The organism is Salinivirga sp. (genome assembly GCF_035268865.1).
Taxonomy (GTDB): Bacteria; Bacteroidota; Bacteroidia; order Bacteroidales; family Salinivirgaceae; genus Salinivirga.
Genome location: NZ_DATFKB010000236.1, coordinates 19,407 through 32,932 on the forward strand (window position 1 = coordinate 19,407; position 13,526 = coordinate 32,932).

Consider the following 13,526-nt stretch of genomic DNA (forward strand, 5'->3'; position numbering starts at 1 on the left):
AACAGAATTAAAGATTAGTACCATGGAAAGCCAAGCATTTCAGAAAATATATACCAAACTAACGAATATCACAAAGGCCACCGTCTCGCTCAACGCACAAGACGTTGGTTACGACGAAATGGCCATTGTAGATGGACGTATGGCCCAGGTAGTTAAAATTATTGGTGATGAAGTTGTGCTGCAAATTTTTTCGGGTACCGAAGGTATTCCAACCAATGCAGAAGTCACCTTTCTGGGTAAGTCACCCGAAATTAAAGTAGGAGAGCAACTCGCCGGCCGGTTTTTTAATGCCTATGGAGACCCAATTGATGGTGGACCAAAAGTTGAGGGAGAAACACGCGAAATCGGAGGTCCTTCTGTAAACCCCGTACGCAGGGAGCAGCCATCGGATCTTATCGCCACCGGTATAGCCGGTATCGATCTCAACAACAGTCTGGTATCGGGGCAGAAAATTCCGTTTTTTGCCGATCCTGATCAGCCCTACAACCAGGTAATGGCCAGTGTGGCATTGCGTGCCAAAGCCGATAAAATTATTCTGGGGGGTATGGGATTAACCAACGATGATTACCTGTACTTTAAAAATGTATTCGATAATGCAGGAGCACTCGATCGCATTGTGAGTTTTGTCAATACCACTGACAATCCTCCAGTAGAGCGTTTGCTTGTACCAGATATGGCACTTACTGCAGCGGAATATTTTGCAGTTGATAAAAATGAGAGCGTGCTGGTATTGCTTACAGATATGACACTTTTTGCCGATGCCCTGAGTATCGTATCGAACCGTATGGACCAGATTCCTTCTAAAGATAGTATGCCCGGCTCCCTGTATTCCGACCTTGCCAGAATTTATGAAAAGGCCGTACAGTTCCCTTCAGGTGGGTCTATTACTATTGTGGCTGTAACTACGTTATCAGGCGGTGATATTACACACGCTATTCCAGACAATACCGGTTACATTACTGAAGGACAGCTATTCTTGCGTCGCGATACTGACATAGGTAAGGTAATTGTCGATCCTTTCCGCTCGCTTTCAAGGCTTAAGCAGCTTGTGATTGGAAAACAAACACGCGAAGATCATCCACAGGTGATGAATACCGCGATTCGATTGTATGCCGACGCTGCAAACGCCAGAACAAAACTTGAAAATGGATTTGACCTTACTGATTACGATGAGCGTACATTGGATTTTGCCAAAGAATATTCCGATAAATTATTGGCAATAGATGTAAATGTGGATACCGACAAGATGCTTGATATCGGCTGGGAGTTATTTGGAAGATATTTCAAACGTACTGAAGTGGGTATCAAGAAAGAGATGGCAGATAAGTATTGGAAGGGAGAATAACCCGGCCTTTGTGATCTGTTATTTTCTCATTTGTTAATCCAAAAGATATGAACACGTGGCTATAAAATTTCAATACAATAAAACATCACAACAGACGCTGAAAAAGCAACTTGCCATTCGCGAAAGAGCCCTGCCTACACTTAAAAATAAGGAGTCGGCACTCCGGGTCGAAGTAAAAAAAGCCAAGAAAAAGGCAGAGGAACTCGATGAAAAAGTGAATGAAAAGCGCAAGGAGCTTGATGATATGATGCGTTTGTGGGGTGAATTCGACCACGATCTGGTTCGAATTAAAGATGTACAGCTCGCTTCGAAAAAAATTGCAGGCGTATTAACACCTGTGCTTGAAAATATTGAGTTTGAAGTGAGTGATTATAACATGTTTGAGGCTCCGGGATGGTTTCCGCAAGGTATCAGCATTCTGGAACAAATTGCCAATATAGCGATAGAACGCGAGGTCTTTATACGTAAAATGGAATTGCTTGATTTTGCCAGAAAAAAGACAACGCAGAAGGTAAACCTCTACGAAAAAGTGCAGATTCCAGGCTACCAGGATGCCATACGTAAAATTAAGCGTTTTCTCGAAGATGAGGAGAACCTGTCTAAAGCAGCCCAGAAAATTGTTAAAAACCGACAACAGAAAGCGGAGGTGCAATCATGATCGTTCCAATGTATCATTATTCGTTTCTGGTTTTTCATGCAGACTATGAAGATTTTGTGAAAAACCTCAAGGAGATTGGGGTTGCCCACATGGTAGAGCATAAAGAAGATCCAACACCTGAAATTGAGGAACAATACAGGCTCATTACAGATTTGAGTCAGAAAATAAAACAGCTCGAACGCAAAGCATCTGAAGTTGATATCACCAGCGATGATTACAAAGAAGAGGATGGAAAAGCGCTTTACCGGCTCATAAGTACCATAGAACAAAAAAAGGATCAATTAAACCAGGATAAGACGGCACTTGAAAAAGAGTATACCCAGGTGGAACCATGGGGTTACTTTAAACTTGACGATATCCGTAAACTTGAAAAAGCCGGTTTACATGTGCGTTTTCTGGTTTGTCCTGTAAAAAAATATAAGCAAAGCTGGGAAAATGAGCATCCTATAAGCGTAATCTCTGATTATAAGGGATTTAGGCATTTTGTAGCAATTGATGAAGATCCAAATAAGGATTATCCCTCATTGTTGCCCAAGGTAGATGAGATAGCCCGACCTGGCGACGAGCTGGAAAATATTGAAAGAAAAATAGAGGAAAACAATGGCAAGATAGAGGAGATTGAGGAGAAGCATAATCTGATTGCCGTTAATGGCCTTGAGGCTTTAAAAAAGTACAAAGCAGAATTAGAAGATAAACTAGGCGAAGTTAAAGTGCGCTTTCAAACCAGCGATGAGGCTGAGGGAAAAGTGAAGTTTTTGGAAGCCTGGGTACCCGAAACAAATGTACCAGAACTAGATAAGTGGCTTGAAAAGCAAGAAGCCTATTACATTAAAAAAGAGGGCAAAGATGAGGATAAACCACCAATTTTGTTGAAAAATAATCGCTACAGCCGTTTATTTGAGCCGGTAGCCAAGCTTTTTTCATTGCCAAAATATGGAGAACTCGACCTTACGCCTTTCTTTGCACCATTTTTCATGATGTTTTTTGGCTTCTGCCTGGGCGATGCCGGTTATGGTATCATTATGCTTGTAGCTACTGCCATTTATAAAAGAAAGGCCAACCCTGATTTTAAACCAGTTTTGTCACTTGTGCAATGGCTTGGTTTTGCAACCGTGTTGTTTGGTGTGCTTACAGGTACGGTTTTCGGCGTTAACCTTAACGAGGCACCAATTCCCTTCTTATCGGATGTGAGGGCTATGTTCCTTGATGAACAGCAAATGTTTAATCTGGCATTGATTTTTGGTCTCATTCAAATTTTGTTTGGAATGATTCTGAAAGCAATAAACCAGATCAAGCAGAAAGGCTTCCTCTATTCGGTTTCGACCTGGGGCTGGTTTATTTTGATCGTTTCTTCAGGTATTTTTTATTTGCTTGACGAAAAATCACCCGACCAAACATTGATGTGGAGCCTGCCGCACCTCATTATTTTGGGTGTTGCTGGTTTGGGGATTTTCATTTTCAATGATCCCAAACGCAATATATTCATCAACTTTGGAGCCGGATTATGGGATGCCTACAACATGATTACAGGTGTTATTGGCGACTTGCTCTCATACATCAGGTTATTTGCCCTTGGCCTGTCAAGTGCTATTTTAGGTCTCGTTTTTAACCAATTGGCTTTTGATCTGAGCCCTGATGTTATTGTGGTAAAACAGATTGTAATCCTTTTTATCCTGTTAATTGGCCACTCCATTAACATCTTTATGTCAGGGTTGGGCGCCTTTGTGCACCCCTTGCGACTGACTTTTGTAGAGTTTTATAAAAACGCCGGTTTCGCCGGTGGCGGTAAAGAGTATAAACCATTTAAGAAAGTACAATATTAATTTATAACCTTAAAAATTTTATCAAATGACACCAATTATTTTAGCTTATATCGGCATTGGACTTATGATTGCACTTGCCGGCATCGGAAGTGCTTACGGAGTATCTTTTGGTGGAAACGCTTCTATTGGAGCAATGAAGAAAAACAGTGAAGCATTCGGTAATTACGTTGTTTTGAGTGCACTTCCCGGAACTCAGGGACTATACGGATTTATGGGGTATTTTATTATCTCAGGAACAGGTGTACTTACCGAAGCCATTACCTGGACACAGTCTTCAGCTGTATTCGGAGCTGGCATAGCATTGGGATTTGTTGGCTTATTGTCAGGAATTCGCCAGGGACAGGTTTGCGCTAATGGTATTGAAGGTATTGGATCTGGTCACGAAGTATTTGGTAGCACGCTCATCTTAGCAGTGTTCCCGGAGCTTTATGCGATTCTCGCTTTTGCTGCTACTTTTATTATTAGCGGTACATTGTAAAAAAACATTACATCAATATAAAAGGGCTTCGCGTTGTGCGTAGTCCTTTTTTTGTGTGAAAAGGTCAACAATAGTTATAACCGCCTATTGTTGGGACCTATTTTCGAAATCCCCAGAATAAAGTGGTTTTTCAAGTTAATTGCTATTACTTTTTATAACGGGTCAAAAAAAACCAAAAAAAATATATTTCTTTAAGCCCGATATTACAAAATCGCATAGCGATGAGTTACCACAACATTTATGGCGTGGACCAAAGCAATAATTAAGAGCGGTAAGGCTACAGCCAGGTGTTTTGTGCAATAGGGCACCCAATTTTGGCATAACCCTACTTTTTTTGCTACAGGTCAAAAAAAGTAGGCAAAAAAACCCCGCCGCTTACAGAAAAGAGCTAAAAATCTATTCGTTATGGCTAAAGTTTACGAACTCACTTCGATTTTTTAGAAAAAATCAAAGCTCAAACAGCGCAAACTTTGACGCCATAACAAACAGATTTTTTTAACGCATTTTTCTTCATGCGGCTAGCTGGGAACCATTTGCCTGCTGCTCAACGACAACACCCAAAGCGAGTTGGCCGTTATCACATATGCCTGGATTCATATAACACAATTTAATTATATTGAACGAAACGGAACGGGTCACACAAAACAGAAAAAATTAAGAGTCAAGTTGCTAATAATCAATATTTATTTTATCAGGTATCGTTTTCATGCACAAAATAGGAATAGTGGGTTTTCAGGTCAATTGTTATTGCTTTTTATAACGGTTCAAAAAAAGTAAAACCAAAAAAATATATTTCTTTAAGCCCGATATTACAAAATCGCATAGCGATGAGTTACCACAACATTTATGGCGTGGACCAAAGCAATAATTAAGAGCGGTAAGGCTACAGCCGGGAAATTATTCTATACAGGCCAAAGTTCCTAACTAAAGCCCTAAGCTGTAACGGTAACTTGTCACCGCCATAAATGACGGTGTAATAAATGTTCTAAATTAAAACATACGCCATGTTTTTAATCGACGCTCAAAATGCACGAGCAATATGAACAGGAAAAATTAAATGCTTTCGGAATTTAGGTGATATTTACAGTATAATCCGCGTTCTGTTTTTTGGTAAGCTTAAACCAGGCCTTTTTCACAGTTCAACTTGACTCCATAACTTATGCCGACCCACATTATTTTGTTTTGGTCGAATCTGCTTTTTCTTGTGGTTTTTCGCCAAATAACCTTCGCCACAACTCTCCAAAGGTGTTAAACTCTTCTTTGTAAAAAATACCCACACCCTGGGTGGATTCAGCTTCGGTGTATATGTCTTCATTTGATTTAGCATAGGCTTTTACCCTGAATTTGCCGGTGCGGTTAAGTTTCACATCTACCTGGAAGTCGCCTGCAATGTTTGATGTGTTTTCTGTTTCGTCTGTAGAGTTTACCTGCTGCCCGCCCACACCTACGTTTGATTGTATGGTTACCCTGTTATTAAGTAATTGTGTAGACAAAGCCACCTCATACTCTTGCGTTTCAACTTCATCACCGGGCGTGTAATTAAAGCCAATATCTACCGAACCCGAAATTTGAGAGAGCCAGTTACTTACCTGGTTGGAGAGTAGTTCACTGGCATTGCTTTCCATTCCGAAGTCGTCGGTTTTTGCAGCTGTTTGTGCTCCTGGCAACGGTAAAAAGCGGTTCATAACCAAAAGCGAAAGCACTTGTTTGTTGAGGTCCTCCTGCGGGAGATTATTGAGCTGCTCTTGAGTCTCCTCAGCTGTTGAGGGCAGATCCAGATTAAAACCAATCTGCGGAGATTCGAGGCCACCTGTCATTAAAAGGTGGGTTTCTACAGGTACTACCAGGTCCTGGTGGTCGGGATTGAATGTGAGGTCGTAAACTGATGCACGACGTACCCTGTAAATTGCATCAATATCTACCACGGCATTTTCAGGATCGCCGGCCCATGAAAGACTGCTCCCTTTTGCTATGGTAAGATGTTTTTGAAATACATCCTGCAGGGTAAAAAGATAATCTCCCTCTTCAATGTTGTAATCACCATAAATATTCAGATCACCTGATTTATCCATGGTTATGTTCATGTCGGCAGAACCGCGACTTTTAATTATATCACCAATTTTACTGTCGAAAATGATTTGCACTTCTGCGTCGGGCGTAATATTGAGGTTCATGTTGATGCTCATTGCATCTTCTGTGGTTTCCTCTTCAGTTTCTATAGAGGTAGTTTGGTTCAATGTTGTGTCTTTGTATGCAAACTTTATAAAATCATATTCTGACACTTCTTCGCTACTTTCTAACGGAATGAAAAATTTTGTGTTTTCTTCGGTTTTCATCGAAATCTCTATGTCAAGGTCTTCCAGCGAGCCAGCCAGCCTGGTGTTGCCCGAGGCAAATACAGTACCGAAGAACATGTCGTTATCTTCGCGGCGTGTATTTAAAAACATCAGATTGCGTGAGTTGAAATTCAGGTTGACTGCTATGTCCCTGAAGTTATTGTGGGTAATTTTTCCATCAAGGTGGCCGTAATGATCATATTTGTCTGTTACCCTGAGTTCATTGAAATATATGGCGTCGGGCGCTATGTCGAACCAGTCAGTGATTTCATAACGTGTTTGTGTGTAGTCAAGTGTAAAAGCTGTACGGTCAAATATTACAACGCCCTGTATTTCGGGTTCTTTAGTCGTTCCTTTAAGTATAATTTCTGCCGTTGTTAGTCCTTCCAAATCATGCAATACGCCCTCCAGATATGGCTCCAATATGTTCAGGTTAAAGCGGTCAATAAAAAGCCTGAAGTTCATACGGGTGGTAGCCGGGTCAAAATCTCCCATAATATTAAGTACCTCGGTTTCTTTTATTGTAGATAGCCATTCGAGATGTATCATTTCCAGAAATGGATCCCATTCTGTAGATATTTCGGTATCGCCGATGAGCTGCTTGTTGATTGTGAGTTTTTTCAGGTCAATTTTAGAGCCAATAAAGGGATTGGAATATATTTGTGAGATCTTCATATCTGCATTTAAGACACCTTCGAGCTGTAGGTTCATGCTTTTGGTAAACATGTTTAAAGGCGAAATATTTATATTGTTGGCATTTACCTGCAGTGTGTCGGCTGGTATCTCAGAGAGGGTGCCCTGAAGTTTCAGGAACTGGAAACCATTCTCAATAGTGAAGTTGTCAAAACTGTATGATGTCGAATCTACATCAATCTGGCTTTTACTAATGCTCCATAGCGTATCGGCAATTACAATGTAAGACGGATCCAGGTTTATTGTAAAATCTTCGAATGCAACACTATCTCCTGATTCATAGTAAATGCCTGTATTGATGTTTCCACTGTATATGGCTGAATCGGTTTGGGCGCTGTTGTCCCAGTTAACATTTAAGTCAATGGAATCGGGTTGGAGTATGGTATTCAATTTTAAATTGCTTAGTGCATAATCTCCTGCATAATTGAATTTTTCGCTGGCTATAGTTGCATGAATACGGTTTGGTGCATTGAAAGTCCTTACATTAAACTTGTTTAGTTTCATGCCGGCAACTTCAAGCCGGTCGCTTGCCCCTTCAATTAGCAGCAGGTTCTCGGCCTGGTTGTATTTTCCTGTGAGCCTTGTATTGTTGCTTATAGAGATGTTGGGCACAAATAATTGAATTAGTGGTTGTATGTTGATCATATCTACCACTAAATTAAAATTGGCCGATGTGTTGGCTACGTGAGTAGTATCCCAGGCAAAGCCCGGGGCATATTGGCTGACCAGTTGGCTAATGGCAGGAGATAGTTCTGTTAAATTGTAATGCCCGGTTAAATCAATGTTGAAAAAGTCTGATTTAATTTCAAGGCTTTTTTCATAAGATTGCTGGTCAGCTTTAATAGCCAGCTCATTGAATTGAATGCTGTTTTTGTCTCTTTCGAAATGTAGTCCCAACATATTCAAACTACCGGTGATGGTATTGGGATCGTTTCCCTTTACATTGGCCATTACATCGCAGCTCAATCTTGATATGCTGTCCTGATCGAGGTTGAGTGCAATAAAGTCAACATTATGAATATTGAGTAAAAACCGATGAGCCGGCATTTGCGTACCGTATTCAAAATGACCTGTGAAATTCATATCCAGAGCTTTGTCTTTCACAGTGATATCTCCATCAAAAGCCTTATCGGTAAGTTCTCCGCTGATGTCAATATCGTTGATGCGGTATTTATTAAAATCAAAATATTTGATTTTGCTATCCACTTTAGCATTAAAACCTCCTTCTGGATAAAATGTACCATTGATTTGTGATGTAAGAGAAGTTTTACCCAACATTTGATAATTTTCTGTAAGGTGGTCTATAGCAACTCTCTTTGCGGAGAAGTTTCCCTTAATTTTAATGGTTTTATCCTCGAGCTGTTTGTATGCCAGATTGGTATAAATGTTACCCACACTGGTCGATATCGTTCCATCTGTGATAAGGTCTGTAGCAAAACCACTGATGTTACCCCGGAACCCGAATTCTGCTATTTGCTCCGGTAAGGGTACCTGTCCCTCTTCGTCTGCCAGCATGGGGATGAGTTTGAGATCATTGCGGTAACCATGCAGGTTATGAATATTTACATAAAGAAATGTGTTTTCAATATCGGGAAGTCCGTTTATTGAAAAGCTCGTTTGTAAAAAAGTGGAATCCGTAAGAGCTACCTCCAGATTTTTTCCTTTAAGGCGGCTAACCGGCCCTGATATGTTTCCTTTAAGCCTAAGGTCAAGCCCGAGATCTTTGAATTCAGGTACAAACCAGCCTATATCGCGACTTCTGATTCGCGATGCCGTTATTTCACTCTCTAGGCTTACCAGGTTCAGGAAATCGCTCATTTGATCAAAGCCTTCAAACACCAGTTTTTGGTATTTCGCTTTAATGAATGTGCTGTCTATGCGAAGTAAATAGTTTTTTAAGCTTATACCTGTAGTATCCATTTCGTATCGGCCAGCCAGGGTATCGACTTGCAGTCCGCTTTGCTCATTAAAAGCCAGGTGGTCGATGTCCATTGAAATATCTGCATTTATTAGCTTAAAGTTGTTGGCATTGAGGTTGATATCCTGAAAGTACATATCCTCATAATTCACCCCAAACCTTTGTCTTTTTGGTTGATACGATTTAAGCCTGAAACGGCTTTTGTTTAGATTGAGTTCGCTGATATTCAGTTGAAACGGACTACCAGATGTGTCTTTTTTTGTAGTATCGCCAACCAGACCTGATAGGAAGTGGTTTAAATTGAGCTCTCCGGTGCTGTCTTGTTTAAAGTATATTTTTGCCGAATCAATGGTTACCTCATCAAGCCAAATATTAAGTTTTTTGATATTAATCCAATTGATGCTGGTTTGCAGGCGATTTACAAAAAACAGGGTATCTTCATTCTGGTCGCTGACAAAAATTTTATGAAGTTCCAGATTGGTAAAGGGTTTGTAGTAAACTTTTGCCACCTCGACTTTGGAATTGGTCATTTCGGAGAGTTGACGGGCTGCTATTTTCGAGACATAGGTTTGCAGGTCGCTACTCAGAAGGGCCATGTAAAGCCAAAAGGGGAGAGTGAGTGCGAATAATAAAACCCAAAGACCTATGTATCTTCTTTTTTTAATAATTTTGTCGGTTTAAACGGCAAATTTATAAATGAAACGGTAATTACGGCTAATCGTTGTCAATATAAATAAAAAGAGTAGTGAAAAGGTGATTTTTGGTCAAAATTTTTTGTAAAACAAAGCGTAAATGAGTAAGGTTAGAATTTTAGGAATTGAATCCTCGTGCGACGATACAAGTGCGGCAGTTATAGAAGATGGTGTAATTAAGTCAAATATTGTAGCCTCACAAGCTGTGCATGAGAAATATGGTGGCGTGGTTCCGGAGCTGGCAAGTCGTGCGCATCAGCAGCACATCGTTCCGGTTGTCGATACTGCAATCAAAGAAGCCGGAATGAAACCCGAAGATATTTCAGCTGTGGCATTTACACGGGGCCCCGGCCTTTTAGGTTCCTTACTCGTAGGAACATCATTTGCGAAAGGCTTTGCCTTATCAATGAATATTCCAATGGTGGAAGTAAATCACCTTCAGGCTCATGTGTTGGCGCATTTTATTAAGGCCGATGAGCACGACCACAATCAGCCCCGGTTTCCGTTTTTATGTTTGCTCGTGTCAGGTGGGCACAGCCAGTTGGTGCTTGTACACGATTATTTGAATATGGAGATTATTGGCACCACCATTGATGATGCTGCTGGTGAGGCTTTTGATAAATGTGCTAAAATTATGGATTTGGGCTATCCCGGCGGACCGGTTATCGATAAGCTTGCTAAACAAGGTAATGCTGATGCATTTAAATTTAATAAACCCAAAATTGACAACCTCGATTACAGTTTTAGCGGACTTAAAACCTCATTTCTTTATTTCTTACGGGATCGCATGAAAGAGAATCCTGAGTTTATTAATCAAAATAAGCTCGATCTTTCTGCTTCAATTCAACGTACAATTATTGAAATATTGATGGATAAATTTCATAAAGCAGTTAAACAAACCGGGGTGAAAGAGGTAGCCGTGGCCGGTGGTGTGAGCGCAAATAGCGGATTGCGCAGTGCGCTGGAAAAATATGCTAAAGAAGAAAAACTTGGGCTGTTTGTACCTAAGTTTAGCTATACCACCGATAATGCCGCAATGATTGCAATAACCGGATACTACAAATACCAACAAAAAATCTTCGCCGCACAGGATATTACTCCTCAGGCCAGAATGGGTTTATAGCTATAATTTTTCATGAATCTTTCACACAATGTTATTTAAAAGTTAAAAAACGATTGTTTTTGTCTGAACTTATTTGTTGAAAGTGAGGAATTACTATCTTGCCACCTGAAAAATAAAGGTACTAGTTCAAAAAATTATTTTAGGTGGCTGAAAAACTTTTATGGTAATATTAAATATTGAGCAATCAATCTTTAGAAATACTTAAGAGTTGACAGCCATTTATTTTTTCAGGGAGGTATCAGAAAATCCGGAAACAGAGTATGAGGTGAAAGCCGAAAAACCCAAGAGTAGGCAGAAAAACAAACTAATTCATTATGAAAAAATTATCATTACTTTTTGCAATCGTGTTGGCGTTTGCAGTTGCTTCACAGGCACAAATTAAAATTGGTGCTAAAGCTGGTGTAAATATTAATAACATGGCATTTGATTATGCTAATTCAGATTTTGAACCTGAGACAAAAATGGGATTAGGTTTTCATTTTGGTGCAACTGCTGAATATGGTATTAGTGATCAAATTGCTGTTCAATCCGGACTTTTATTTACACGAAAAGGCTTTAGCTTTGATATTGAAGAAGCATGGGGTGGCGAGGGTGTTGATGTCGAAGGTTATGACAGAATGATGGTTAACTATCTTGAAATACCTATCCATGCGGCTTATAAGTTTGGTGGCTTCCAGGTTTATGCCGGACCTTATTTTGCTTTTGGTATTGGCGGTAAAAACAAATGGGACGTAACTGTATCAGGCGATGGTTTTGAGGAAAGCGATAGTGATGAAACATCACTAAAACCAGTATTCGGAGAAGTAGATTATGAAAATTTAGATGAGGATGAATCTCCATATAGAGCTTTTGATGCTGGATTAAATTTTGGTATTGGTTATCAAATGGACAAATTATTAATTAATGCCGGATATTCTCTTGGATTAGTTAATACCGCTCCTTCATCTGTTAAAGGAAACGACGATTATGATGCAGCTGATCAAAAAGCAACTCATAGAGTTATTTCTGTATCAGTAAGCTACTTTTTCTTAGATATGTAAAAGAGATTTCTGCTAAATAAATATTGGGGCTGTCCTTTTTCAGGGCAGCCCCATTTTTTTACAGGCTGTATTTAATTCCGAATGCTACTGTTGAGAGGTTAATGTTGAGCCCAAAATCGTTATATTTTTGTACGGTTTCAGGGTCGCCGTTGTCATTAATACTTGAAAACATGTAGCCCAGGTAACCGGCCCGTAGTTCAAGTTTCAATTTTTCAGAAATTGCATAACGCAATCCTGGTGCTACGCCTAAACTAAAATCGGTATAGGTGTTGCCATCATTTGAGGTGCCGTCAATTGTTATTTTTTCGGTTCCTCTGGCAAATCCAATTCCGCCTTCTCCAAAAAGCTCAATATTCTCACCTAAAGGGAAATACATACGTCCATAGGGTGCTATTTCAAACATGAATAGCGATGATTCAAAATCATTGGCATCATCTTTTGTTTTATTAAAACTGAAGCCTATCTGACCTCCAATAGAGAGATTTTCGGCCAACATGTATTCTACTTCTGGTAACAAGGTTATAGATGTATTTGTAGGCCCATCAACGGAAGTTCCATCGGTTGTTGACTCTGAATTACTGACTGAAAATCCAACTGATCCACCTATGTTAATTTGAGCATTCACACCAATAAATGCCACCATTGTAATGATTAATAAAATAGTTTTTTTCATGTGTTTAAAATTTTTAGTTTACTGAAAATGAAGAAACTAAAAATTTCTTCACATTCAGGAACTCACATGAATTTATTTTAATCATAATCGTGTGTGTATTTTTTGATTAAAAAAATTCATGTTCGTTTCATTGCTTTATTTTTTATATTAAACTTAAGTTGATTAGCAAAGTTATAATATAAAATGGGTAGGACGGTGATAGAAGCAATAAATAACAACACTTTTGATAAACTTATATTTTTTGTAATGTAAACCAGTATTAATTTAAGTCTAATGAACATTTTTTATTTTTGAATATATTCATTAAAAATCTGCAACGCTTCATTTTTTATTTCGTCATAGGGTTGAATATTAATCTTTAAAACCAATAAAAATGAAACGAATTGCTTTTATCCTGGCCTTTGCTGCCATAGCCCTTACAGCAGTAGCTGGAATTAAATCGAGTATTAAGGGAAACCAGAAAGTCACCACAGAAGAACGTACTGTTGATAATTTTGATGCTGTGTCTGTATCGAGCGGTATCGATCTTTATTTGACACAGGGTAATACCAATAGCTTAAAACTTGAGGCTGATGAGAATCTGATGAAGCACATCAGAACGGAAGTTAAAGACGGCACGCTTAAAATTTATTCGAAAGAGACCTTACGCGATGCCAAATCACTCAAGGCGCATCTTACTTTTAAAGCACTAAAGAAAATAAGCGGATCTGCCGGTTCTGATGTTTTTACCGAGAACACCTTAAAGGC

9 protein-coding genes are annotated in these 13,526 nt (G+C 39.5%); 7 read left to right on the forward strand and 2 right to left on the reverse strand.

The window, feature by feature from the left end:
• Positions 1-22: 22 nt before the first annotated feature.
• The 4 genes from VJ937_RS14350 to VJ937_RS14365 are packed head-to-tail and all read left to right on the forward strand — an operon-like array spanning position 23 to position 4,304.
• The gene (locus tag VJ937_RS14350; RefSeq protein ID WP_324068227.1) at positions 23-1,345 is read left to right on the forward strand and encodes a V-type ATP synthase subunit B; all 1,323 of its coding nucleotides are present in this window, start codon (positions 23-25) and stop codon (positions 1,343-1,345) included.
• Positions 1,346-1,400: 55 nt separating this feature from the next.
• Entirely contained in the window at positions 1,401-2,003 is a 603-nt protein-coding gene (locus tag VJ937_RS14355; protein ID WP_324068229.1) for a V-type ATP synthase subunit D, read from the forward strand.
• Entirely contained in the window at positions 2,000-3,826 is a 1,827-nt protein-coding gene (locus tag VJ937_RS14360) for a V-type ATP synthase subunit I (protein WP_324068231.1), read from the forward strand. Before VJ937_RS14355 ends, VJ937_RS14360 begins: the two co-directional genes overlap by 4 nt.
• A 25-nt stretch (positions 3,827-3,851) precedes the next feature.
• Entirely contained in the window at positions 3,852-4,304 is a 453-nt protein-coding gene (locus VJ937_RS14365) for a V-type ATP synthase subunit K (protein WP_324068233.1), read from the forward strand.
• Between the two features lie 1,172 nt (positions 4,305-5,476).
• Here the strand turns inward: VJ937_RS14365 and VJ937_RS14370 are convergent.
• A complete protein-coding gene (locus tag VJ937_RS14370) occupies positions 5,477-9,847 on the reverse strand; it encodes a translocation/assembly module TamB domain-containing protein (RefSeq protein ID WP_324068236.1) in 4,371 nt (1,456 codons plus the stop codon).
• A gap of 196 nt (positions 9,848-10,043) precedes the next feature.
• On the opposite strand from VJ937_RS14370, the gene tsaD reads away from it, so the two are divergent.
• Positions 10,044-11,066, forward strand: coding sequence for a tRNA (adenosine(37)-N6)-threonylcarbamoyltransferase complex transferase subunit TsaD (gene tsaD / locus VJ937_RS14375; protein WP_324068239.1), 1,023 nt, complete (start codon positions 10,044-10,046; stop codon positions 11,064-11,066).
• 314 nt (positions 11,067-11,380) lie between these two features.
• The gene (locus tag VJ937_RS14380; protein WP_324068241.1) at positions 11,381-12,106 is read left to right on the forward strand and encodes a porin family protein; all 726 of its coding nucleotides are present in this window, start codon (positions 11,381-11,383) and stop codon (positions 12,104-12,106) included.
• A 58-nt stretch (positions 12,107-12,164) separates the two neighbouring features.
• Here the strand turns inward: VJ937_RS14380 and VJ937_RS14385 are convergent, their stop codons facing one another.
• Complete coding sequence (locus VJ937_RS14385) at positions 12,165-12,779, reverse strand: porin family protein (RefSeq protein ID WP_324068243.1); 615 nt, start codon at positions 12,777-12,779, stop codon at positions 12,165-12,167.
• A 373-nt stretch (positions 12,780-13,152) separates the two neighbouring features.
• On the opposite strand from VJ937_RS14385, the gene VJ937_RS14390 reads away from it, so the two are divergent.
• On the forward strand, positions 13,153-13,526 hold a 374-nt coding region (locus VJ937_RS14390; protein WP_324068245.1), incomplete at its 3' end, for a GIN domain-containing protein.